19 protein-coding genes and 1 pseudogene are annotated in these 24,712 nt (G+C 56.8%); 10 read left to right on the plus strand and 10 right to left on the minus strand.

All coding sequences use genetic code 11. The annotated features are described in order from the left end of the window. Positions 1–10 precede the first annotated feature (10 nt). On the plus strand, positions 11–1,321 hold the full coding sequence (locus AC6I77_RS01530) for a c-type cytochrome (RefSeq protein WP_008926628.1): 1,311 nt from the start codon (positions 11–13) through the stop codon (positions 1,319–1,321). A 45-nt stretch (positions 1,322–1,366) separates the two neighbouring features. Here the strand turns inward: AC6I77_RS01530 and AC6I77_RS01535 are convergent, their stop codons facing one another. Next, entirely contained in the window at positions 1,367–2,776 is a 1,410-nt protein-coding gene (locus AC6I77_RS01535) for an MFS transporter (protein ID WP_375150994.1), read from the minus strand. A 380-nt stretch (positions 2,777–3,156) separates the two neighbouring features. Between AC6I77_RS01535 and nadS the strand changes: the two are divergent. Next, positions 3,157–3,276 (plus strand): annotated as a pseudogene (gene nadS / locus AC6I77_RS01540) (NadS family protein); the annotation flags it as partial. Between the two features lie 80 nt (positions 3,277–3,356). Here nadS and abgT read toward each other — a convergent pair. From abgT to AC6I77_RS01555, 3 genes are all read right to left on the minus strand, one after another. Then, complete coding sequence (gene abgT / locus AC6I77_RS01545) at positions 3,357–4,874, minus strand: p-aminobenzoyl-glutamate transporter (protein WP_008926630.1); 1,518 nt, start codon at positions 4,872–4,874, stop codon at positions 3,357–3,359. A gap of 159 nt (positions 4,875–5,033) precedes the next feature. Continuing rightward, positions 5,034–6,476 carry a M20 family metallopeptidase gene (locus AC6I77_RS01550; RefSeq protein ID WP_003855696.1) on the minus strand — a complete coding sequence of 481 codons (1,443 nt, stop codon included), beginning with the start codon at positions 6,474–6,476 and terminating at the stop codon, positions 5,034–5,036. Next, positions 6,473–7,786, minus strand: coding sequence for an amidohydrolase (locus tag AC6I77_RS01555; RefSeq protein WP_286865711.1), 1,314 nt, complete (start codon positions 7,784–7,786; stop codon positions 6,473–6,475). The genes AC6I77_RS01550 and AC6I77_RS01555 overlap by 4 nt, the downstream gene beginning before the upstream one ends. 114 nt (positions 7,787–7,900) lie before the next feature. On the opposite strand from AC6I77_RS01555, the gene AC6I77_RS01560 reads away from it, so the two are divergent. Together AC6I77_RS01560 and yjdN are read left to right on the plus strand one after the other, a co-directional pair. After that, on the plus strand, positions 7,901–8,797 hold the full coding sequence (locus AC6I77_RS01560; protein ID WP_003855692.1) for a LysR family transcriptional regulator: 897 nt from the start codon (positions 7,901–7,903) through the stop codon (positions 8,795–8,797). A 72-nt stretch (positions 8,798–8,869) separates the two neighbouring features. Further along, positions 8,870–9,307 carry a VOC family metalloprotein YjdN gene (gene yjdN / locus AC6I77_RS01565; protein ID WP_003855690.1) on the plus strand — a complete coding sequence of 146 codons (438 nt, stop codon included), beginning with the start codon at positions 8,870–8,872 and terminating at the stop codon, positions 9,305–9,307. 119 nt (positions 9,308–9,426) lie between these two features. On the opposite strand, the gene AC6I77_RS01570 is transcribed toward yjdN, so the two are convergent. The 3 genes from AC6I77_RS01570 to AC6I77_RS01580 all read right to left on the minus strand — a co-directional run bounded on the left by AC6I77_RS01570 (position 9,427) and on the right by AC6I77_RS01580 (position 12,584). After that, a complete protein-coding gene (locus AC6I77_RS01570) occupies positions 9,427–10,293 on the minus strand; it encodes a nucleoside-specific channel-forming protein Tsx (protein ID WP_033743432.1) in 867 nt (288 codons plus the stop codon). 279 nt (positions 10,294–10,572) lie between these two features. Continuing rightward, complete coding sequence (locus AC6I77_RS01575; protein WP_003855688.1) at positions 10,573–11,928, minus strand: sensor histidine kinase; 1,356 nt, start codon at positions 11,926–11,928, stop codon at positions 10,573–10,575. Beyond that, positions 11,925–12,584: a response regulator gene (locus AC6I77_RS01580; RefSeq protein WP_003855687.1), complete on the minus strand. Its 660-nt coding sequence runs from the start codon at positions 12,582–12,584 to the stop codon at positions 11,925–11,927. The genes AC6I77_RS01575 and AC6I77_RS01580 overlap by 4 nt, the downstream gene beginning before the upstream one ends. A 462-nt stretch (positions 12,585–13,046) precedes the next feature. Between AC6I77_RS01580 and AC6I77_RS01585 the strand changes: the two genes are divergently transcribed. From AC6I77_RS01585 to AC6I77_RS01595, 3 genes are all read left to right on the plus strand, one after another. Continuing rightward, entirely contained in the window at positions 13,047–13,415 is a 369-nt protein-coding gene (locus AC6I77_RS01585; RefSeq protein WP_003855685.1) for a helix-turn-helix domain-containing protein, read from the plus strand. 167 nt (positions 13,416–13,582) lie between these two features. Further along, on the plus strand, positions 13,583–14,479 hold the full coding sequence (locus tag AC6I77_RS01590; RefSeq protein WP_039660644.1) for a LysR family transcriptional regulator: 897 nt from the start codon (positions 13,583–13,585) through the stop codon (positions 14,477–14,479). Between the two features lie 110 nt (positions 14,480–14,589). After that, positions 14,590–15,795 carry an MFS transporter gene (locus tag AC6I77_RS01595; RefSeq protein ID WP_105099491.1) on the plus strand — a complete coding sequence of 402 codons (1,206 nt, stop codon included), beginning with the start codon at positions 14,590–14,592 and terminating at the stop codon, positions 15,793–15,795. 56 nt (positions 15,796–15,851) lie between these two features. Here AC6I77_RS01595 and AC6I77_RS01600 read toward each other — a convergent pair whose 3' ends face one another. Both AC6I77_RS01600 and AC6I77_RS01605 read right to left on the minus strand, forming a co-directional pair. Next, positions 15,852–18,242: a glucose/quinate/shikimate family membrane-bound PQQ-dependent dehydrogenase gene (locus AC6I77_RS01600; protein ID WP_008926635.1), complete on the minus strand. Its 2,391-nt coding sequence runs from the start codon at positions 18,240–18,242 to the stop codon at positions 15,852–15,854. A gap of 276 nt (positions 18,243–18,518) precedes the next feature. Further along, positions 18,519–19,118, minus strand: a complete 600-nt coding sequence (locus AC6I77_RS01605; protein ID WP_033763389.1) for a hypothetical protein — start codon at positions 19,116–19,118, stop codon at positions 18,519–18,521. Between the two features lie 401 nt (positions 19,119–19,519). Here AC6I77_RS01605 and AC6I77_RS01610 point away from each other — a divergent pair, with 401 nt between their 5' ends. Further along, positions 19,520–20,767, plus strand: a complete 1,248-nt coding sequence (locus AC6I77_RS01610) for an MFS transporter (protein ID WP_003855675.1) — start codon at positions 19,520–19,522, stop codon at positions 20,765–20,767. 459 nt (positions 20,768–21,226) lie between these two features. Here AC6I77_RS01610 and AC6I77_RS01615 read toward each other — a convergent pair whose 3' ends face one another. Continuing rightward, entirely contained in the window at positions 21,227–22,384 is a 1,158-nt protein-coding gene (locus AC6I77_RS01615) for a Gfo/Idh/MocA family protein (RefSeq protein ID WP_003855673.1), read from the minus strand. A gap of 271 nt (positions 22,385–22,655) precedes the next feature. Here AC6I77_RS01615 and AC6I77_RS01620 point away from each other — a divergent pair, with 271 nt between their 5' ends. Beyond that, the gene (locus tag AC6I77_RS01620) at positions 22,656–23,540 is read left to right on the plus strand and encodes a glucosamine kinase nucleotide-binding domain-containing protein (RefSeq protein ID WP_039660639.1); all 885 of its coding nucleotides are present in this window, start codon (positions 22,656–22,658) and stop codon (positions 23,538–23,540) included. A 40-nt stretch (positions 23,541–23,580) separates the two neighbouring features. Next, entirely contained in the window at positions 23,581–24,699 is a 1,119-nt protein-coding gene (locus AC6I77_RS01625) for an ROK family transcriptional regulator (protein WP_003855670.1), read from the plus strand. Positions 24,700–24,712 lie beyond the last annotated feature (13 nt).

Here is a 24,712-nt window from a genome sequence, read left to right on the forward strand (position 1 = left end):
GGATATGGCGATGAAAAATAGCATTCTGGCTCTGGTTCTTGGCTCCCTGACGTTTGCCGCACTGGCGGAGAGCAACCAGGACGATCTGGTTAAACGGGGTGAGTATCTGGCGCGTGCCGGGGACTGTGTTGCCTGCCACACCAGCAAAGGCGGCGCGGCGTTTGCCGGTGGTCTGCCGATGGCGACACCCATTGGTACCATCTACTCCACCAACATTACGCCCGATCGCGACACCGGCATTGGTGAATACAGCTACGACGACTTCCAGAAAGCGGTGCGTCACGGCGTAGCGAAAAACGGCGATACGCTCTATCCGGCGATGCCCTATCCCTCCTACGCCGTGGTCAGCGATGAAGACATGAAGGCGCTTTACGCTTACTTCATGCATGGCGTTGCGGCGGTTAAGCAGCCAAATCGGGAGAGCGACATTCCCTGGCCGCTATCGATGCGCTGGCCGCTGGCGGTCTGGCGCGGGATTTTTGCGCCCGACGTGAAAGCATTCCAGCCTGCAGCAGAGGAAGATCCGGTGCTGGCACGCGGTCGCTATCTGGTTGAAGGACTGGGCCACTGCGGGGCCTGTCATACACCGCGTAGCATCACCATGCAGGAGAAGGCGCTGACTAACGAAGAGGGCAGCGACTATCTGGCGGGCAGCAGTGCTCCTATTGATGGCTGGACCGCCAGCAACCTGCGCGGCGATAACCGCGATGGGCTGGGGCGCTGGAGCGAAGACGATCTGCGTCAGTTCCTGCGTTATGGCCGCAACGACCAGACTGCCGCGTTCGGTGGCATGACCGATGTGGTGGAACACAGTCTGCAGCACCTGAGCGAGTCTGATATCACGGCAATTGCGCGCTATCTGAAGTCACTGGGTGCGAAAGATCCCCATCAGGCAGCGTTCAGCGTGGATGATGCCACGGCAAAAGCGCTGTGGCGTGGTGATGACAGCCAGACGGGTGCTGCAACCTACGTTGACAGCTGCGCGGCATGTCATAAAACCGATGGCAGTGGCTATAAACGCTTCTATCCAGCGCTGCGCGGTAATCCGGTCGTTCTGGCGGACGATCCCACCTCCCTGATCCATATCGTGCTGGTGGGCGGGCAGTTGCCTGGCGTGAATGGCGCGCCGTCGACCATTACTATGCCAGCATTTGGCTGGCGTCTGAACGATCAGCAGGTGGCGGACGTGGTGAACTTCGTGCGCAACAGCTGGGGCAACACGGCGTCGAAACAGGTCAGCGCGAAACAGGTCGCTGAGCTGCGTAAAGATGAGAAAGATCGGCTGGGCAGTGCGGATATCAGCGTACTGGAAGGTAAATAACCGACAGTAACAGAGGCCGTCATCAACAGGATGACGGCCTTTTTTTTAAATATTCTCCAGATCGATTCCGCGTGTTTTCGGCCCGTAAATCCCTACCGACAGCATCACCATCACCATGCTCAGCACGATAAAGGTGATTACGCCTGGCGTGCCGGCATACTGCAATATCACCCCAATCAGAATACTGCTGAAGACCGTAGAAAGGCGACTGAAGGAGTAGCAGAAGCCGACTGCCCGCGCGCGGATATGGGTCGGGAAGATCTCGGTCTGATAGGCGTGGAAGCTGAAGGTCAGCCAGGCGTTGGACCAGGTGATCAGGAAGCCGCAGAGAATCAGCAACACTGGCTGCGTCTGGAAGGCGAACAGCGTGCCGAACACCACCGTCATCAGCGACGACAGGACGATCTGCCACTTATTCTCCAGCTTGTCAGCGTAGCGGCTGCAGATCAGCGAACCGAGCGGATAGGCCAGCGTGATGAAGAAGGCATAAAGCAAACTGTGCGTCACCGTGGCACCGTTGCCTGACAGCAGCGCAGGCAGCCAGTTACCAAAGCCGAAAAAGCCGATCGCCTGGAAAAAGTTCATCACCACCAGCATCAGGGTGCGCTTGCGGTAAGCGGGTGACCATATCTCGCTGAAACGCCCTCGTTTTGGCAGCTGCCCTGGGGCGTCATCGGGCTGAACAGCGGGGCCAGCCGGGATACCACAGCGCTGCTCCATCGTGGACAATACCTGATGCGCCTCCTGATGACGGCCCTGCTGCGCCAGCCAGCGTGCCGACTCCGGCAGATTTCTGCGCACCAGCCAGATCACCAGTGAACAGACCGCGCCTGCGATCACCACCCAGCGCCAGCCTTCAAGACTGAGCAGCGTTAGCGGAATCAGCCACCAGGACATCAGCGCCACGGCGGGTACCGACAAAAACTGCACGAAAAAAGAGAAGGCAAAGGCGCGGCTGCGCAGATTGGTCGGCACCCATTCCGACAGATAGGTGTCAATGGTCACCAGCTCGACGCCCAGCCCGATCCCCACCAGGAAGCGGAACAGAATAATCATCTCCGCACTTTGCTGGAACGCCATCAGCAGTGAAAACAGCCCATACCACAGCAGCGCACACATAAAGGTCAGACGGCGACCAAAGCGGTCAGCGTAGGGCGCCAGCAGGCTGGCACCGAAAAACAGGCCGAGAAAAGTGGCCGAGGCGAATGCCGCCTGATCGGAGAAGCCCAGCACGCCTGCCGCGCCGGTGTGAAAGACGCCTGCGGATAGCAGGCCGGTGCTGATATAGCCGGTTTCAAACAGGTCATAAAGCTCAAAAAAACCGCCCAGCGCCAGCAGCGTAATAAAGCGCCACAAACCCGTGGAGGAGGGCAGCGCATCAACCCGTGCGGCTAAGCTGTTGCGGGCCGCCGGTGAAGCGTGCAGTGGCGGCAGGCTGGTGGAGGTAGTGGTCATTTCAGCATGAACCTCAGGCAGTGTGAGACGACTCGCAGCCGGTCAGATAAGGATTAACAGAGTTAACCGTTAGCAAGCGAAGAAATAGCAGAATAATCAATTCATCCGCCGTTGCCGAGCGGGGCGTTGCTGACGATTTAGCAATGTACGTTGCAGGTTTTGCCATCTGTGGCGCACGTACTCCGGCAGCGACGACTGGAGCAGGATCTGCATGCCGCAAATTCCGGGCTGTCTCTCAGCCCGGTCACGTGAGGGCAGGTCCGCATGGATGCAAATGGCGTCCTTGCGCTAGCATAGTCCCGCTTTGTGACACTTTCTTCACGGACGCGGAAAAAGCTGAGCTGAAGAAGCAGACCCAATTACGGAAAGATGAGGTTAACGTGAGTTTTTTTGACGAGCTGAAAGCATCGCTGGAAGAAGCTGTTGAGATCAAAAACGGCGTCCGGGTGCCTGGTCGTGTTACGCGCTATACGGTGGCCGATGTGAAGGCTATTCGGGCACTCAACCCATGCCCCGATATCCCCCAGCCGGAAAAGAGAGAAAGCGCCACCGATAATGCCTGCATCGGTGGCACTGAGACTTAAGGCAGTTTCGGCCAGACACCCGGCCCAATTGGCAGACCCAGCAGATACCACACCATCAGCAGCGCTATCCAGCTGATAAAGAACACCAGCGGATAGGGGAAAATCAGCACGTAATAGGTGCCGAGCTGCGCATCTTTCTGATAACGCTGCAAAAAGGCCAGGAACAGCGGCAGGAAGGGCGACATGGGTGCCAGCGGCAGTACGGCGGAGTCAGCGATGCGGAAAATCATCTGAGCGAAGGCGGGATGAAAGCCGAGCAGCATAAACATCGGCACAAAGACCGGCGCCAGAATTGACCAGATTGCTGAGCCGCTGGCGATAAACATACAGAGAAACGCCGACAGGAACATCAGGCCCAGAAAGGCGGGCGCGCCGCTGACGCCTGCGCTTTCCAGCACATCGGTCAGCCCGATTGCCATGAATTTTCCCATGTTGCTCCAGTTGAAGAACGCCACGAACTGCGACAGCGGAAACACCATCACAATAAAGCCCGCCATGCCCTTCATCGGATCGACCAGCAGCTGCGGGATATCATCCGGACGGCGGATCTGCCGTGTCACCACGCCGTAAGCAATCGCCACCACAAAGAAGAACAGAATGATGATGGGCACAATGCCCTGAATAAAAGGCGAAGGAATGATGGCGCCGGTGGTGGGATTGCGTAGCGGTGCATTTTCGGGCACCACCAGCAGCGCCATCAGGGCGATAAACAGCAGCGCGGCGATCCCGGCGGCCCGCAAACCGCGGTTCTCCAGAGGCGTCAGTGCCGCCAGCTTCTCACCGTTGCCCTGCCACTGCGGCAGGCGCGGCTCGACGAATTTATCAGTGAGCAGCGCGCCCACTATCGTCAGCACAATCACCGAGGTCGCCATAAAGAACCAGTTGTCGATGACGCTGACATGCACCGTATCGCTGACGGCTTTAGCCGCTTCGGTGCTGATGCCCGAGAGCAGCACATCGGTGGTGACAATCAGCAGATTGGCGGTAAAGCCAGAGGCGACGCCGGCAATGGCCGCCAGCAGGCCTGCAACCGGATGACGGCCCACTGCCAGGAAGATCAGCGCACCGAGTGGCGGCATCACCACCAGCGCAGCATCCGAGGAAATATGGCTGAAGAAGGCGATAAACAGCACCATATAGCTGGCGTAACGACGGCTGACGCGCGACGCCATCTTCACCATCAGTGACTGTAGCAGGCCGACTTTTTCCGCCAGACCGGCACCAATCACCAGCGCCAGAATCGATCCCAGCGGGGTGAAGCTGCTGAAGTTTTTGATGATATTGGGCAGGATCCACTGAATGCCTGCGACGCTCAGCAGGTTGTTCACCCGCACCATTTCACCGTTACTGGGGTTCTTTACCGCCAGATCCAGTGCACTGATAATGGCGGTTGCCACCATCAGCACCACGATCAAATAAACAAACAGTAAGAACGGGTTGGGCACTTTATTGCCCACACGCTCGATCCAGCTGAAGAGCCTGCCGGGGCTTCGGTTCTCGGATGTTGCTTCCATGGTATGGGTTCTCGTCTTGTGTTTCCCCTATCGGCGCAGGCCCGGTCTGGCGTCGGTCATGGTATATGACCGACGGTGAGTTCAGAGTCGGCTCCGCTGAAGCAGGGATGTGTTTGCACTATTTTTATAGTGGTCCGTGTCAGAGACACGGCCGGTGGCTCATTCGGCCAGTTTTGTTGGTGTGATCCCCGCCGGGATCGGACAGATATAAGGCTGCGCGGCGCGCACCCGTTCAAACTCGGCCCGGCAGCCAGCCAGCGCCTGCGGATCCGTTAGCAGTGTTAACACCGTGGCCGCCATCACTTTGCCTGCCAGAAACATCCCCTTATGCCCGATAGTGGTGCGGCCCTGCGCCACCAGTTGCCAGGTGTGCAGCGGCGTGCCGAAGGTAAAACAGGGCGCAAAGCACTGTGCGGTCGGCGTCACCCAGCTGACATCGCCGACATCGGTGGAGCCATACAGCAGCTCACGCGTAACCGCATAGGGCGCGACCTCATCCATGAACAGCTTATTGCCCAGTTGCGCAGCCCAGGCATGACCGGCTTCGCCACCCGTACGGGCGGCATTGAGCCGGGCGTTGCGCAGATCGTCATCGGTCAGAGTGGCACGCAGTTCCGCCGCAAACGCGCGCTCTTCGTCGCTGTAGTCGGGCAAACCAAACTGATGCAAATAGCGCTCCATGACCGCTTCAAGTGCACGATTAGGCACGTAGTCTGAACAGGCTTTGTCAAAACGCACGGTCAGCGTGGTGTCGGTCATCAGTGCAGCGCCCCTGGCGATGTTAATCACCCGTTCGTAGATCGCCTGCGCCTGCGGCAGTTCCGGGGCGCGAATCAGGTAAAGCACCTCTGCATCGGCCTGCACCACATTCGGTGAAACGCCACCGCTATTGGTGATGGCGTAGTGCAGACGCGCTTCCTGCACGATATGCTCGCGCAGAAAGTTGGCACCGGTATTCATCAGCGTGACGGCATCCAGCGCGCTGCGGCCCAGGTGGGGAGAGTTGGCCGCGTGCGCCGCGATGCCTTTAAAGCTGAACGCCGCCTGGATATTGGCGAGCGTGCGCAAATTGAACATGCCGCTGAAGCCTTCAGGATGCCAGGTTACCGCGGCATCAACGTCGTCAAACAGCCCTTCGCGCACCATAAAAGTTTTGCCCGATCCGCCTTCTTCGCCAGGGCAACCGTAAAAGCGAACCGTGCCGCCCGTGTGATGCTGTTCCATCCAGGCTTTTACGGCGCACACCGCGGCTACACCTGCTGTACCGAGCAGGTTGTGGCCGCAGCCGTGTCCGTTGCCGTTAGCCTCCAGCGGCTGCGGCCGTGCACAGCCCGACTGCTGGCTCAGACCAGCCAGCGCATCGAACTCGCCGAGGATAGCGAGCACCGGCTTGCCGCTGCCCACGCTGGCGATAAAGGCGGTGTCGATGCCACCCACACCGCGTTCCACAGTGAATCCTTCTTTTTCCAGCGCGTCAGCCAGCAGAGCAGAGGATCGGGTTTCGGCAAAACGGGTTTCCGGCGTGTCCCAGATGGCGTCACTGAGCGTGCTGAAGCGGAGCTGATGGCGATCGATATACCCGGCAATAAATGCTTCTATCATCGTGATCCTCCGAACTGTGCCTGATTCAGCGTCAGTGTTGTCAGCAACGTGATGGCGTCTGGCATGACCCGCTCATCAAAGTCGAATTTCGCATTGTGGTGACCCGCCGCCAGGTCACAGCCAAAAATGACGTAAGAGGCCTGGCCGCCACGCTGCTTTACGCGCTCCATCATGTAAGTGGCATCTTCCGAACCTGCCGCCTGCGCTTTACGATCGACCACAGAGTCGAATATGCCGAGTGCATCTGCCTGCTGATGGATAAAATCGACCCACGGTTGCGTCGGGGTACAGCTGCGTGCAGCACCCATTAATGAAACCTGCTGCTCAACGCCATACATCGCGGCTGCACCGGCAATCACCCGCAGCGCCTGCTGATAAATATCGTCATTAACCTGATTAGTGACGCCACGGGTTTCGACTTTCAGCAGGGCGCAGTCGGCCACCACATTGCGGCCGGTTCCTGCCTGTAGCACGCCAACGTTAACCCGCGCCACGCCGCCGCTGTGCTGTGTTAAGCCATGCAGCGCCAGCGTCGCCTGTGCGGCAGCCAGCAGGGCGTTGCGCCCCTCTTCCGGGCGACCGCCCGCATGAGCACCGACGCCGGTGAAGTGAACATCCAGCTTGGTAGTAGCCAGGAAGCTGTCGCTGCCGCATACCACTTCGCCTGCCGGCACGCCGGTACCGATATGAATTGCGGTGAAACGCTCAACGTCATCGACCACGCCCGCCGCGACCATCGCTTTGGCACCACGCACACCCTCTTCGGCGGGCTGGAAGATCAGTTTGATTGTGCCGCTGAGTTCATCTTTCATCGCCATCAGCACGGAAGCGAGGCCCAGACCAATGGTGGTGTGACCGTCATGGGCGCAGGCGTGCATCATGCCGGCGTTGCAGGAGGCGAACCCTTCACGCTGTGGCAGATGATCGTCGGCCTGGCTTTCATTGAGATCCAGTGCATCCATATCGACGCGAAAGCCCATCACCGGACCGGGGCGACCGGTCTCAAGTGTCGCCACAATGCCGCAGAATCCGCCGGAGAAGTGGCTGATCCACTGCGGTAGCGCGCCCTGCTTTAGCGCGCGCGCCTCCTGCTGCTTCAGTACGGCTTCGTCAGGTAAGCCCATCCGCGCATCGGCGTCGATCACTTCACGGCCCAGCTTCAGTTGATAACCGAGCTTATGCAGTTCTTCTGCGACTAACGTCGCGGTGCGGAACTCCAGCCAGCCCGATTCGGCGTAGTGATGGAAGTCGCGACGCCACTGTTGCAGCTTTGGCAGCAGGGCGCAGACGTGCTCTGAAAGGGGTCTCATCGGCTCTCTCCTCGTTGTTGATTTTTTATGCACTGCATCGAATCTACACAATGGAGTTGGGCGGCATAAGATGCGAATATCTTGTGACTGATAAACAACGGTTATCGAAAAACTATGTCTGCCAATCTCAAACTTCATCAGCTGCGCGCTTTCACTGACGTGGCGCGACAGGGCAGTATCCGGGCGGCAAGCCGACTTTCCGGGCTGTCGCAACCGGCGTTAACCAAAGCGATTCAGGAGCTGGAGCGCGAGTTGGGGGCAAAGCTGTTTATCCGCCGTCAGCAGGGTGTCGTGCTGACCGATATCGGTGATAACTTTTTTCGTCATGCCAGCCTGGTACTGGCAGAGCTGCGGGTCGCCGAAGAGGATATCCAGCAGCGATTGGGGCTGGGCGGCGGTCAGGTGAATATTGGCGTGGGTGGCAGCGTGGCCCGCACCATCATGCCGCAGGTGATAAACCAGTTTCATCGCGAATACCCACTCGTGAAGGTGCGCATTGTTGAAGGCCAGCTGGTCTCAATGGTGCATGAGCTGCGTCAGGGAGCGCTTGATTTCACTATCAATACGTATGACCAGAGCCATCTCGATCAGGAGCTGATGTATGAGCGGGTAATGGAACGCGAGTACAAAGTGGTGGTGCGCAAAGGCCATCCGCTGGAGAAAGCCCGTTCTCTGGCAGAATTACAGCAGGCAGACTGGACGATGCCAACCCCGAAAGGCAGTTACTATCGCTTGCTGCACGATCTGTTTGGCGAGCGCGGCATGGCACCTAAAATCGTGGTGACCTGTGAAACCTTTATGGCCTGCACCAGCCTGGTGGCACAAAGTGATTTCATCAGTATTCTGTCGGTCGACGTGATTGACGATCCCATTCTGGGCCGTTCGCTTGTGGCACTGTCGCTCGATGACCCTTTGCCGAAAGCGATCTTCTATCTGATTCAGCGCAAAGACACGACGCTGACCCCAATGAGCAGTTATATGGCACAACTCTTTCGCCGTTATTGTCAGTAAAATCAGTACGTAAAGTCGATCGTCTACACTGTTAAGGTACTGAAAAAATCCAACCGACAAATAGAGGTTACGATGCAAGTTAGTCCTTATCTGTTTCTCTATGGCCGTTGTGAAGAGGCTATCGACTTTTACCTGCAGGCAACCGGTGGAGAGTTACTCTCTAAAATGAAATTCGGTGATATGCCGGATCAGGGTGAGCAGGTCGGCGATGAGTCCGCAGCGCCACAGCCGCCAGAAAAGATCATGCATGCGCAATTACGCATTGGTGACGGTGAGCTGATGCTCAGCGATGGCAATACCGAACAGCCTCCAGCGTCAGAGCATGCGGGTTACGCGGTCAGCCTCTCTACCCATGATGTTGAAAAGGGCAAAGCCTGGTTTGAGAAATTATCGGCAGGCGGCAAAGTGACGACGCCATGGCAGGAGACGTTCTGGTCGAACGGATTCGCGATGTTCATTGATAAATTCAACATTCCATGGCGCATCAATGTTGAGAAGCCGCAGAATTAAATGCAGAGCAGATGCAGTGCTTATCAGATTAGCCTGCAGCTGAAAAGCTGGCCCTGATGCGTGATGTCCTGGGCCAGCTCACCGACTAAACGGGCGGTTGTTGCAACCGCCCGCTATTATCAGAAGTTATAACCCGCCACCAGGTAGTAACCCCAGCCGGTCGATTTCACTTCAAACGGACCCTTGCCGAAGTTCAGCTCCTGGCCATCCGCCCACTGTCCGCCGTTATGGAAGTAACGCGCCACCGCAGAGAAGTGCCAGTGATCGTAACCCAGGGACAGAATGTGGCTGGAGGCAATAGAGTTGCTGGTGCGTGATGAACCGCCTTTCTCATTGAGATCGGAACCCCAGTCGAAGTTGGTGAAGCCCACATAGCCCAGGTTACCACCCCACAGCGTGGTGATTGGCACGAAGTATTTCACCTTAAAGCGATAGCCATCCCAGCTGTTTTCGTTCGCCGCGCCGTAGTTTTCCCACTGATATTTGGCATAGACGTTCAGCGACAGGCCGACATCGCTGTGCGTATCGATATCGGTGCCCAGACCCATGTACCAGGTGTTCTGGCGGTTATCGCTGTTACGGCCCATGTCGTAAATGTAGTTGTTGGCGAAATACCACTCTTTGAACGGGCCAAAGGCCAGGCTGGTGCCGGTCAGCTTGTCGATAGAGAAGCGTGGTTCAATCTCCATAAACATCGGTGAACCGTGGTCGAACACGCCATTGGCATTGCTGTTGCCCACGCCGAAGAAGTTAGGCACGTCGAGATAGCCGTAGAAATCAAACCAGTCTTTCCTGGCAAACGCTTCATATTCCAGATAAACGTCGTTGTTAAACTGCGGTCCGAAACGCGTGTGGTAACTACCGACCACGTTTACGCTCTGATGCCACCAGTCGGAGACATACTGCGGATCGCTTTCCGCTGCCTGCGCAGCACCACTCAATGAACATGCCAGCACGGCACCTGCTATCAACGTTTTATATTTCATTATTATCAGCCACATGCTTTTGACCGCCGCACAGCAGACGCAGTCAGAGAAAAATCGGTCCCTTGATGGGAATGAGGGTTTCACAGCAAATAACAGCCAGTTCTTCAGCCCGCGTAGCGTGCCTGTAACAGATCGATAGAAAATAGATTTTGCTCACGTTTGTCAAAAAGTGTTGCATTACAATTCAGCTAAAATGTGATGAGCTTCACAATAACGGCGTGGATCGAACGGAACCAGGCAACCGTTTACGTTGTCTGGTTCGTGATCAAACAGCGGGAATCAGGGAAGTGTAACGCGAACCTGCAAACCACAAATTGCACCCTGTGGCGAGAGGCAATTGGAAAGGGCGACGTGAATCTGATGCTTTTGAGCGACGTTGCGCACAATGGATAATCCCAGGCCGCTACCCTGGGCTTTAACGTCAGGCGAACGGGTAAAGCGATCAAATGCGCGCTCGATAAAGGATTCCGGCATGCCCGGCCCGTTATCCACAATATCGACCACGGTCTTTCCGGCAACCCGATGCAGCAGTACATCGACCAGGCTACCTTCCGGGGTGTGTAGCATGGCGTTACCAATCAGATTATCGAACAGGCTTCGCAGCTCGGAACGGCTGGCCTGCAGACGGTACTGCGTGGAGCCATTAAAGCCGATATCGATGCCGCGTTTATCCGCCACGACCATCAGCTGCTCAATGCTCTCTTTCAGCAGATCTTCCAGTTCGATATGCTCAACGCTGGCGACCACGCTCTGGTCATCCTGGCGTGAGACATTGAGTAATTGCGTGACCAGGTGACGGGTACGTGTCACGCCCGCTTCCAGCTGGCTGAACTGCCGGCTCGCTTCGCCTGGCTGAATATGCTGACGCAGGTTTTCCAGCTGTAACGTCACGGCCGTTACCGGCGTGCGCAGTTCATGGGCGGCGTCTTCCAGGAACTGACGCTGTGACGACCAGGCCTCACGCAGTTTACTCAGCAGCGAGTTATAGGCGGCCACCAGCGGCAGGATCTCATCCGGTAAACCTTCCGGTGAGACGTTGTGCGGATGATGCGTCTCCTGCGCGGCAATCTGACGCGAAGCGACCTGCAGATCCCGGGTGATCTTGCGTACGACCAGCCAGATCACCAGCAGCGACAGCGGCATCATCAGGATCATCGGAATGATCGCCGACAGCGCCCGCTTGACCATCAATGCCTTCATGTAGCTGAGGTTGTGCATCACCTGAATGGTTTTAATCTCACTGCCAGGCAAGCCGGGCCGGGTATAGATGCGCCATTCACAGTCGTCGCACTGACCGATATGGACGTCGCGATAGCCACGCTGGTTTTGCAGCGGGGCCTGCAGCTCCGGCCATGAGCTGGCGCGCAACTGACCCTGATCGTCCCATAGCTGCACCACAAAGGCGCTTTTCGCCTTGTCAGGCGCAATAAGCATCGGCATCAGGGCGGGCATCTGTTTATTGGTGGACCAGGCATCCGCGATTTTGGCCAGCTGATCGTCCTTCATGGTGCCGACCATATCGCCGTAGCAGCTGAAGAAATACCAGGTGACGCCACCGATCATCAGCAGATGAATAATCAGCAGCGTAGAGAGTAATTTGTTGCGCAGTGAGCGCATAAAGCGAAAAGGTTTCATATTGCCGGCACCCGCCAGCCCAGACCGCGCACGTTGCGGATCACGTCGTTATCCAGCTTGCGGCGCATCCCGTGGATCAACACATCCACCGCGTTGCTGCTGACTTCATCGCCCCAGCCATAGATACGGTTTTCCAGCTGCTCGCGTGACAGAATAGCGCCCGGCCGCTCCAGCAGGGCGTAGAGCAGGGCATATTCGCGCGCCGTAAGCTGTTCACGCTGGCCTTTGTAGAGCACTTCACGGGTCATCATATCCAGCTGCACATCGCCGCTGCCCAATACGGAATCTGCCGCGCCGTGGCTGCGTCGGGTAATGGCGCGCATCCGGGCCATGACTTCCTGTAAATCGAACGGTTTAAGCAGGTAGTCGTCAGCACCGCTGTCGAGTCCCTGAATCCGCTGCGCCACCGTGTCGCGTGCAGTAAGAATGAGTACTGGCGTCGCGTCGCCGCGCCCGCGCGCCCGGCGCAGGACCTGCAGGCCATCATCCCGTGGTAAGCCGAGATCGAGCAGCACGCAGCTGTAGCCGCCTTCGCTCCAGGCGTTCTGGGCATAGACGCCATCGCGCACCCAATCCACCGACCAGCCCGCGCCCTGCAGTGCCTGCTGCAGGTTAGCGCCGATCATTTCATCATCTTCAACCAGTAACACGCGCATGGCTGATCTCCTTCATAAAGATAAGAGAGAGTTTACTCACTAATTGTTAGGCCAGAATTATCCTTCCGCCGTCATACTTCGCACTGTGGCGGCGTTGGCTGCTTTTGCTCACCCCAGTCACTGACTGATGTCAGCTCCCGGGGATTCGCGCATTTGCCGCCTTGCCACAGCACGAATTATTTTGGCGGACCGCTGTTCTCTTACTTCGCACTGTAGCGGCACTGGCTGCTTTTGCTCACCCCATTCACTGACTGATGTCAGCTCTTGGGGATTCGCCCTTGCCTCAGCACAAATTATTTTGGCAGTCTGCCGGCCTTAACGTTTTGCTGGAGTCGCGTCTGGCCGCGCAATGCGGCACCCGTTTCCGTCCTTGCTAATTCTGCGCTAATTTTCTGCTAATTAAGGGATAAATTTAAACAAGTAAAGTGGTTCCACTGCACATCAGAATCGACAGGAGGAACCATGAATCAGCGCGAGTTTATTCGGAGTTTGCTGGACTGGATTGAGAATAACTTAGGACACGATCTGCACCTGGATGAAGTGGCGCGCCGCTCAGGCTATTCGCGCTGGCATCTGCAACGCCTGTTTCGACAGCATACTGGTTTTTCACTGGCAGAATATATCCGTCAGCGCCGCCTGACCGAGTCTGCGCTCACGTTGCTGAGCAGCAACGAAGCGATACTGCAGGTGGCGATGAACTACGGCTTCGATACCCAGCAGGCCTACACCCGCACCTTTAAAAACTATTTCATGATGACGCCGGGCCAGTTGCGCCGTCAGCGTCGCGTCGAGCCGGATCGGCTGCTGTTCCCCCTGGCGATGGCCAGCTGATGCCTGATAAGATCTTCCCGTCACAGCCAGCAGACGGGAAGGTCGGCCCGCGCTCTGCACCATTCTCCTCCTGCCTCTGCCTCGCTTTTTTTCCCGCCCGCCACAGCGTCCCAGCCTGAACGTGTTAGTTTGTTGCCAGCATCCCTTTATTTTCGGAGTCGGGAAACATGGAAAACGGCGCGAATTTAACCGCCATGCTGGTATTTGCTCGGGTAGTAGAATTACAGAGTTTCAGTGAAGCGGCCCGCGCACTGGGCTGGTCCAAATCCCATGTCAGTCGGGAGATCGCCCGGCTGGAGTTGCGGCTCGGTATCCGATTATTGCAGCGCACTACGCGGCGGCTGGCACTCACCGAGATGGGCCAGGCATACTATCCCTACTGTGTGCGAATGCTGGCTGAAGTGCAGCGTGCCGAAGCCTTTGTGCAGCAGTTGCATCAGCAGCCCGCCGGCCATATCCGACTTCAGGCACCCGTCACCTTCGGCTGCCAGTGTGTCGTTCCTGTTCTGAACCGTTTTCTGCGTCGTCATCTGCATATCAACGTTGATCTTGATCTGACCGATCGCAATCATGATCGGCTGGACGATCAGACGGATCTGGCGATTGTGATCCGATCCCGATCCCCGCAGCAGGGCAATTTCCGGGTATTGAGCGATATCGACTGGGGACTCTATGCCGCGCCCGCTTATCTGGCGCAGCGGCCCGCCATCACCCACCCCGAAATGCTGCCGCGCCACGACCTGCTGATGTTCCATGGTCCGGCACACACCGCCGCGCTGCCGTTCCGCCGGGATAAACAGCGACTGGCGCTGGACGTGCGCAGTCGTTTTCGCGCCAACAACAGCATGGCGCTGCTTAATGCCGCGCTGGCGGGCAGTGGCATCGCCTATTTGCCTTCCTACATGGCGCAGGAGGCGATGGCGCGTGGGGATATCCAGCAGCTGCTGCCGGAGTGGCAGATGGATCGCCTGCAAAGCTATCTCCTGCTTCACGACCATCCCGACCCGGTGTCACCGGTGACGCTACTGTGTGATGCACTGGTTGAGGCCCTAAATCCAGGTTGATTGTTGCCTGCTGACAACAATCAGCGCCACAGAGTAACTATTCTGCCAGGACTGTTGTTGCTGTGCGACTCCGGTTAGCCTGTATCCCTGATCATTCAACGGATATCACCATGCAACAGTTACCCGAAACGGCAGAGTTTCAACACTGGAAACGGAATTTAGCAGTCTGCGTCGCTGGCTCTTTTACCACTATCGTGGCGATGACGCTGCTGCTGCCGTTTCTGCCGCTCTATATTCAGCAACTGGGTGTTGAGCAGCCTGCGGCTATTGCCCGCTGGTCCGGCCTGGCCTATGGCGCAACCTTTTTCAGCGCCGCGCTGACGGCACCGTTGTGGGGCCGGCTGGCTGATCGTTATGGTCGTAAACTGATGCTGATTCGGGCCAGTCTCGGAATGGCGATTGCGATGTCGCTGATTGGCATGGCGACGGCGCCGTGGCAACTGGTGGCGCTGCGCCTGCTGGCGGGGCTGCTGGGCGGCTACGCATCGGGATCGACCATTCTGGTGGCAGCGCAAACCCCTAAAGCGCAGACCGGCTGGGCGCTGGGCATCCTCTCCTCGGGCATTATGGCGGGCAACGTGGTCGGGCCGCTGCTTGGGGGCGTCTTGCCGCCGCTGATTGGCATCCGTCAGACTTTCTGGCTGACGGGCGCGGTAATTTTTCTCGCTTTCCTCGCCACCACCTTTTTACTCAGAGAGTTGCCACGTGCTGCGGCGACGTCGCGCGGCAATCCGCAACAGCTGCCTGCAGAGCAGCCGGTTAACCACAATCTGGTGCGGCTGATGTGGCTCTCCGGCATGTTGCTGATTTTCGCCAGCATGTCGATTGAGCCGATTATCACGCTCTATGTGGGCGAGTTTGTGCGGGGTGACCATCAGGTCACAGTGGTAGCCGGACTGGTGATGTCTGCTGCGGCGCTGGGCACGATCCTGGCGGCACCCCGACTGGGTCGTCTGGCCGATCGGGTGGGGCACTGGCGGGTACTGACTGGCGGTCTGGTAATCAGCGGGCTGCTGCTGATTCCACAGGCATTTATCACGGCAGCCTGGCAACTGGTGTTATTACGTTTTCTGATGGGGATGGCCCTGGGCGGATTGATGCCGTGCATCACGGCAATTATTCGCCATAACGTGCCGGCCTCACAGCTGGGGCGGATGCTGGGGTTTTCGACCTCGGCGCAATATATCGGCCAGGTGAGCGGCCCGCTGTTTGGTGGGGTGATCGCCGGTGCGTTTGGGATGCGACCCGTGTTTCTGGCAACCTGCGGAGTAATGTTATTTTGCGCGTGGCTTAACTGGCGCGGAATGCAGAAATAGCGCGATCAAAAAAAGGCGGACCGGAGTCCGCCTTTTGTTATTCACTTTCCAGTGAATTACTTCTGATCAGGTAATGCGTAGGCAATCACATAGTCACCCAGCTTGGTACCAAACGAGCCATGACCACCCGCCGCGATGACAACATACTGCTTGCCATTCACTTCATAGGTCATCGGCGTCGCCTGACCGCCTGCTGGCAGACGTGCTTCCCAGAGCAGTTCGCCGGTATCGGTGCTGAAAGCACGCAGGTAGTTATCTGCGGTCGCTCCAATGAAGAATACCTTGCCCGCGGTGGTGACAGGACCACCCAGCATTGGCATACCCATTTTGAACGGCAGCGGAACCGGTGCGCTGTCGCGAACGGTACCGATACGCTGTTTCCAGACCACGTTGTTGGTCTTCAGATCCACCGCGGAGACATAACCCCAGGCAGGCTGTTTACAAGGCAGACCAAACGGTGACAGGAACGGGTTCAGCTCGACGCCATACGGCACGCCATACTGTGGCTGAATACCGGTTTCCGTACCTGAACCACCCTCAGCACCTTTCGGCGGCTCAATCGGGTTGCCCGGGCCACGTGGAACCAGCTTAGAGACAAACGGCAGCGCCATTGGGTTAGCAATCGCGATCTGACGATTAGGATCGACTGCGATGCCGCCCCATTCGAACATACCGAGGTTACCCGGGAAGACCAGCGTGCCCTGCTCAGATGGCGGCGTGAACGGACCTTCATAGCGCAGACGCTTGAAGATCACGCGGCACACCAGCTGGTCGAACATCGTCGCGCCCCACATGTCCTTGTCCGTCAGGTTCTGTTTCGGACGGAAGGTCAGCTCAGAGTAGGGTTGAGTGGCAGCAACATGGTCGCCTTTAGCGGCACCCTGTGGCACTGGCGTTTCTGGCGCGGGAACTACTGGCTTGCCGGTGCGACGATCCAGCACAAAGATATTGCCGGTTTTGGCTGGCGCGTAAACAACCGGTACGGTGTTGCCATCTTTATCGGTGATATCAGCCAGTGTCGGCTGAGACGGCAGATCCATATCCCACAGGTCGTGATGCACGGTCTGATAAGACCAGACCAGCTTACCGGTCGTGGCGTTCAGGGCCAGTACGCTGCTCGCATAACGTTCCTGCTCTGGCGTGCGGTTGCCGCCCCAGATATCCGGCGTGGTCACACCCATTGGCAGGTAAACGGTATCCAGTTTCGGATCGTAAACTGCCGGGGCCCATGAGTTAGGAGAGTTCATGGTGAAGGTGTGTTCATCAGCCGGAATAGCATTCGGGTCTTTCGCGCCCGGATCAAATACCCACAGCAGTTTGCCGGTATTCACATCAAAGCCACGAATCACGCCTGATGGCTCGCGAGTCGAGAAGTTATCGGTAACCGCACCCGCCATCACGATGGTGGTATTGGTAATCACCGGCGGAGAAGTTGGCTCGTACATACCTGCTGTGGTGACAGGCTGTTTATGCTGGAGATCCAGCTCGCCGTTGACACCAAAGGACGGGCAGCGTTCGCCAGTCTCTGCGTCCAGCGCAAACAGACGGCCATCGTTCACAGGCAGATAAATACGACGTGAGCAGATAGCAGGCTGAGTGTTCGCTGCATCGGCTGCTGCGGGCACTTCGTGGTAAGAGACACCGCGACAGGTCACGTGCTGGAAGGTCGGGTTCACCTTCATGCCCGGATCGAACTTCCACTTCTGCTTACCGGTTGCCGCATCCAGCGCAAACAGAATCTGGTGTGGCGAACAGAGATAAAGCGTGTCGCGGATTTTAATCGGGGTCACTTCGTCGGTGATTTCACCTGGATCGTTAGGGGTTTTCATGTCGCCTGTCTGGAACTGCCAGGCAACCTGCAACTCTTTCACGTTCTGGTGATTAATCTGCTTCAGCGGCGAGAAACGGGTTCCCTGCTGATCGCGCGCATACGCGGGCCAGTCAGCATCCGGGATGTTGCTCAGCGGCGTAGCCTGCGGAGCGTTGTCAGCGGTTTCTGGTACAGACCCGTTGATAACCTGCGGATCGTTGAATACCGCATAAGCCAGCACGATGGCACTGGCAATCAGCGCGACAGCCATCGAACCCAGTGCCGCTTTGCTGCCGGCATTGAAGCTGCGATAAACAAACGGCAGGATCAGCCAGACACCGAAGATCACCAGCACATCAGTGCGTGGTGCCAGTGCCCAGAAGTCGGTACCCACTTCCCACACGCCCCAAATCAGGGTGCCGATCAGCAGCAGCGCATAAAGAACCAGCGCGGTGCTTTTGCGACGGGAAAGCAGATAAGCGGTGATAAGCATGATCACACCGCCGAAAACGTAATACCAGGAACCACCAATGGCGGCTAACCAGCCACCGCCAATCAGCATAAACGCGCCCGTCAGCACTGCGAACAGTACTGTCAGGAAACGAATTACGCCAAAAGATGAGGAGTTTTTCCCCATAATATCGACCTCGTTTCGTTGCCATAAAACACACGAAAACAACCAGATAGGCTGTTTCCAGTTATCAAGTACAAATGATTAAAGGTGTTCTTGAGTATCTCTTCCGATAAGACAGACGGTCCCTTTGTGTTAAATGTTATAGCAAAATTAGATCGAGGTTTGATTTTTTTAGCTTAAAGCGCTTAACAATTGGAGTAATACGACATTTTATGAGGGATTAAAGGACGTTAAGCGCACCGCCATGTGCCCTTAACGCCGGAAGGCAGGATTTATGAATCAGCCGCTAATAAGATCGCCATCCGAGCGTTGCTGTTGCCAGCCGCTGATGTTTATCTCAGTAAACTGTTCAGCGGTTAAAGGCGGCGTATGACATCGCACGATGACCTCTGCACCTTTTTCACGGAATGTCGCCATAAAAAAGGGAAAGGTAAATTTTTCGTAATTATCACTGAAGAACGATTCAGTTAAAACAATACCTGAAAAAGGAAAGGATTCAAGTAGTCGCCAGTCTGCTCCCGGCGGTGCAAAATCATAAAGCCAGAAATCAAATTTCGTTGTTAATTCAAGCAGTGACGCACTGTTCGCAGCTAAGCTGGAATAATTTATTCCAATCCGGACGCGCTCATTTTGTAAATGTGCATAGGCGTCCGGAATCGCGATCATTTCCTGCAAACGAATATCGCCAACCGGAACAATCATTAATGCTTCTTCACTTGCAATTTTGTTGTGCAATGAAACAATGTTGTTTGTATTAAGTATATTTCCGCGGTCCTGGTTTTGCTCAAGATAAGGCACGCTATAGCAAATGCCTGTGACATTACGCTTAACGTGATGAATAGGTTCAGTAACATAAGGGTTATATAAACTGTTTTTCATTATCTCTACGAAATGCAATAAAAAGGATTTATTGATAATTAAGCATATAAAAAATCGCATTTTTTTAAACGCGTGAATAAATATAGATCAACTGCATAATCCAAATCACCCTTTTGTTGGATTAGAAAGTAAATATACCTATTAACAGTGAGATGATAATTCCTTTGGTATCTGATGATGTGCTGGAATATATTCAATGGTCGGTATCAATAGGTTGTTAATAATCAGGATGGGGCTGACACACCGTTACTGCAAAGTAATGCAGCGTATTGCGCAGTAAGACAGGGCTGGAGCCGAAGACCCTGCGCTCTCATCCGGGTCTGTTAACCTTGTATCGTCAACATTTACACCAATAACACCGCGCAACGACGCGGGTTTTCTCACCTGATTTGGGATAAGACATGGGATTTATGGCATCCGCAGCGGAAGAGTCGCTGTGGCGACATCGGACTTTTGTCGCCTTCTGGCTGGCGCGCACCTGCTCATCATTTGGTTTTCAGATGTTCTCGGTGGCGATCAGCTGGCAAATCTATGCGCTGACCAACAGCGCAATGGCGTTAGGGATGATTGGCCTGATGCAGTTTCTGCCGTCGGTGTTGCTGGCGCTGCCAGCGGGTCATCTGGCGGATCAGTATGACCGGCGGCGCATCGTCCTGTTCGGCCAACTGGTGGAATTTGTCGCACTGCTGGCATTAGTGGTGCTTACCTTATTTCATACTGCCGATAAGACCGCGCTTTGGGGGCTGGTGTTTATGATTGCGGTGGCAAAAGCGCTGGAGTGGCCGGCGATGTCTTCGATGTTGCCCTCACTGGTGCCTCCTTCGATTCTGGCACGAGCCATGGCGATGAATTCAGTTGGCGGGCAGGCGGCAGTGATTGTCGGGCCAACGCTTGGCGGGCTGCTTTATGTTGCTGGCCCGCATGTGGTGTATGGCGTTTCCGGGCTCTTTTATCTGATTTCGCTGACGCTGGTGAGTCTGCTGCGCTATGAGCGCCCGGTTCAGGCCCGTTTGCCAATGAATTTAAAGAATCTGTTTGCCGGTATTCACTTTATCCGTGACCGTAAAGATGTGCTTGGGGTGATTTCACTCGATCTGTTCGCGGTGTTACTGGGCGGCGCGACGGCGCTGCTGCCGATTTTTGCCAAAGATATTCTGCACACCGGGCCCTGGGGGCTGGGGATGTTGCGCGGTGCGCCATCGGTGGGGGCGTTGCTGGTGGGTATCTGGCTGAGCCGTCATAAACTGGAAAAACATGTCGGGATGATTATGTTTGGCTCAGTAGCAGGCTTTGGCGTTGCGACCCTGCTATTCGCGCTTTCCACGCAACTCTGGCTGTCACTGCTGGCGCTTTGCGCCCTGGGCGGCTTTGATATGGTGAGTATGGTGATTCGCGGTGCGCTGGTGCAGCTGGATACGCCGGATACCATGCGCGGGCGGGTGAATGCGGTTAACGCGATATTTATTAATACCTCGAATCAGCTGGGTGAATTTGAGTCGGGGTTGCTGGCCGCCTGGGTGGGCGCAGCACCTGCGGCAGCAATTGGCGGCATCGGTACGCTGATTGTGGTGGCGTTGTGGATGAAGTTGTTTCCGCATCTGCGGCGGCGTCAGAAGCTTGAGAATGAGGTGGATCCGGTTCAGGACTAGCGTTGTAGCGGGTTGGGTTGGCTGAGGAGATGTGTGCGGTTATGGTCTGCGGTGCACGCTCAGGGAACATACGCCTTTCGCAAAGACGCAAAAGCGCCATTCCTGGCAGGCTCAGCGCGGGCGATTACGCACCTCATCCCTGAGGTGCGCCCGTTGCCGGGCCAACGCGTTGCGTTGTTCAAAAACGCTCCCTGCGTTTTTATCCGGGCGGCGCGATGCTTTGCTACAGGCGTATGCTCCCATCACTATAAGTGCGTAAGTTTCCTCGGGCTGAGGAGCGGTTTGTTTGGCTGGTTGTGGGGATTTGTGCGGTGAGTGCGTGGTCGCTGGCGCAGGTTTTATTAGCTGGCTCAGTACAAAGGTTGTAACTGGCCCGAAGGCCAGTACAGGAAGTTACCAGTCATACTGCCATTCAAATCCCGGGATCAGAGGGGGAGGCTGACCCGCAGGATGGGGCTATCAGGCCCCGGTTTTTCCCAGGTTGGCGTCAAATGTTTGCCAGCTTTCACGCATATCCACTACGCTGCGGGTTTTGCGCGCCTCATCGATTTTTATGGCGGTGAGGCCCGCTTCCAGCGCGTCCACGACTGAAACTTTCAGCGGTGTTCCCTGTTTAATATGTTTAACGATCTCTTCGGCCATCAGCGCATCTGCGCCATAGTGGCCATCATAAGCGTTGCCGCTGTAGGCGGTGTCGACCTCTTTCTCACCGCTGCGCGCGTTATGTACACGGAAGTAGTTTCGTACGAAGTCGCCTTCCGCCATGCCGTCAGTGCCCATGACACAGAAACGGCGGAACTCATCCGGCACGTTCAGGTTGGCGTGGAAGGCGAGTGTTGCGCCGCCTTCGTACTCAATCAGGGCAGTCTGGTAGTCGACGATATCAGCGTCGCTGTCGAAGACGGCGTCGGTGCTCGACCAGCCGCTGGGTTTCACGTGGTAGAGCTCTGACTCCGCGGTGATCGCACCCTGCGGCGCATGCGCGGGGGTAAAGGATTTCCGGCCACCAAAGCTGGCGACGCGGATCGGACGCTCCTGTAACAGCCCTTGGTAGAGGTCGATGTCGTGGCAACATTTTTCCAGAATATAGGGACCGGCGTACTTCTCCAGACGTCGCCAGTCGCGCTGGAAGAATGCGCCGTGGTAAGGCTTGATATGTTCTGTCGCCTCGATCGAGGTGATCTCACCCAACTGTCCGGCATCGCGTGCCGCCAGCAGATCGTGATAGAGCGGGGAGTAACGCAGCACCAGACCAACCAGAATGCGTGCCTCGCCATACTGGCGCACCAGTTTCGCCATCTCCATGGTCTGCTCTTCATTAATCACCACCGGCTTTTCGGTAAACACGGTGTAGCCCGCCGCCAGCGCCTGACCCACATGTTCCAGATGCAGGAAGTTGGGTGAGCCAACCAGCACCACATCCATTCCGCCGTGTTCAAGCAGCGCGTCGATGGACGCAAAGGACTGGCCGGGCGCGATACCAAAGCTGTGCAGATTAGGCAGTCCGGCGGGCGCCGGATCGTAATAACCCACTACCGAGAAGGCGTCGTCGGCTTTGCTGAACTCTTTGATCACGTGGGACAGACGAAAGCCGAGACCGATAATGCCTACTTTCATGTTAAACCCCTGCTCCTGAATTCGGATGATGCATAGCCCGCCTGTGTCCGGACGCGCCTGTTGATAATCTGACCACCAACTTATTACGACAGAAAAACTAATGTCAATAACGTGCTGCGCATTTTGCGAGGGTGATTTTTGTTATAACCATGTAAATTAAGGAAAAAGTGTCGATATGTTTTTGCTATATTTATTTGTTATTGCGATTTAAGTTTTTTTATCCTATCGTTCGCTCATTATGGCTATAACCCTTAATCAGGGAAGGAAGCGCGTGCAACCACACTATCTCCTTGGCATTGATGGCGGCGGTACACAGTGTCGTGCGCGGTTAACCGACCTGCAGGGCCGTGTGCTGGCGGAAGCCACTGGCGGTCCAGCTAACGTCTGGTCAGATTACGACGCGGCGCTGACCTGCGTCGGGCAACTGATTGACCGGATATTGTCACACGCGGGATTAGCCCCGGAGGCTCTGGCGCAGACCGCGCTGGTTGCCGGATTAGCGGGGGCCAATGTCGCCTCGGTGCAGGCAAGGCTTGCCAGCTGGCAGCCTGCCTGTGCGGCGTTACAGGTGGTCAGCGATGTGGAAATCGCCTGTGCGGGCGCACATTCCGGCGCACCGGGCGCTGTCTTTATTATCGGCACCGGCAGTCAGGGAGCCGCGTGGGATGGCGAGCAGTTTACATTGCTGGGTGGCTGGGGCTTTGCCCTCTCTGATCAGGGATCGGGTGCTGAGCTGGGTCGTCGTGCACTGCGTCTGGCGCTGCTGGCCCATGAGGCGATCATTCCACAGAGCGCCTTTACACAGCAGCTGATGACGCAGTTTGACGACAGCCCGGAAACCATGCTGCTCTGGACGCGCTCAGCGACGCCTGCAGACTGGGCCCGCGTAGTGCCGCGAATTTTTGCAGCCGCCGACGCAGGCGATCGTCACGCTCAGGATCTGCTGCATCAGACTGCCACCGATATCGGCCTGATGGTGCGCCGTCTGATTGCGCTGAGCAGCGGGCGGGTGGCACTGATGGGTGGCCTGGCCACGCCGATTCAGCGCTGGCTGGACGACGATATTCAGGCCCGGCTGGTGAGGCCGCAGGGCGATGCCCTGAGCGGCGCGCTGATACTGGCGCAGCAGCTGGCGCCTGTCCGATTACCGATCTGACGCTGGCGGAGCCTCTTCCGCCAGATAACCCGAGGAACTTATGACCGCTCCCAACGTAACCGCGCGCATTCTGCGGTTGATTGTTGAAAATGCGCCGATCAGCCAGTCAGACCTGAAAGTCCGAAGCGGACTCAGCATGTCGACCGTGTCGCAGGCCACTAATCGCCTGCTGGCGCAGGAGATTGTGCAGGAGCTGGGGCTGCGTCGCGTATCAATGGGGCGGCCAAAAACCCTGCTGGGCCTCAATCCCGATCGCGCCAGCGTGATTGGCATTCAGCTCAATGCGGAACGTAATCTTATCGTTATGACCGATCTCAGCGGCAATCTGCTGGGCGAACAGCAGATGCCCACAGGCACGCTGACACCCCGCCAGCTTGGCGATGCGCTGGCGAAATTCCTGCGCGGCGTGGAGGAGAAGCGGGTGGGTGCGATTGGTCTGGCACTATCGGGTCTGGTGGATGCTGAAAATGGCTACTGCATTCGCTCTAAAGTGCTCGACTGGGACAACGTCCCGATTGCGCGTCTGCTGGAAGAACGTTTCTCACTGCCGGTATTTATCGAGAACGACGCCAACGCGATGGCAATGGCGGCGCTGGTGTTTGGTCAGCTTGGCAATGCACAGTCGGCGGTGATCGCCACCTATGGCAAAGGGATTGGTGCGGGCATCATCCTGAATCGTCAGCTCTACCGTGGCCGTCACGGCAAAGCGGGCGAGATTGGCAATGGGCTGGTGGGGGACGGCTCGCTGCGTCTGCTGGAGGATGTCGCCTCATCGCGTGCCATTCTGCAGCGGCTTGCAGCGCAGGAACCGGTGGAAGGCCTCACGTTGCAGGCGCTGGATCAGCGTCCTGCGCCTGAGGTACTGGCGGTGCTGGAAGAAGCAGGACGTGAGCTGGGCATTTCGCTGGCGAACCTGTCAGTGGCCTACGATCCGGATGTGGTTTATCTGGCGATGGAGCCGCACATGGCGTCGCGCATTCTGCTCGACCACATCACTCAGAGCTTCCAGGCCTACCGGCTTAAACTGACGCCACAGATGACGCCGCTGCAGTTCCTGACGGAATCGAACCGGATGTGGGCGCTGGGTGCGGCGGGTTTTGCCGTCAACCGGCTGCTTGATCTGCTGGCGGCGCAGGCCGATGAAGAGCCGGTCACCTGAGTGATCTCTCAAA

Source organism: Pantoea sp. X-Soil-ISGK-259, assembly GCF_059730705.1.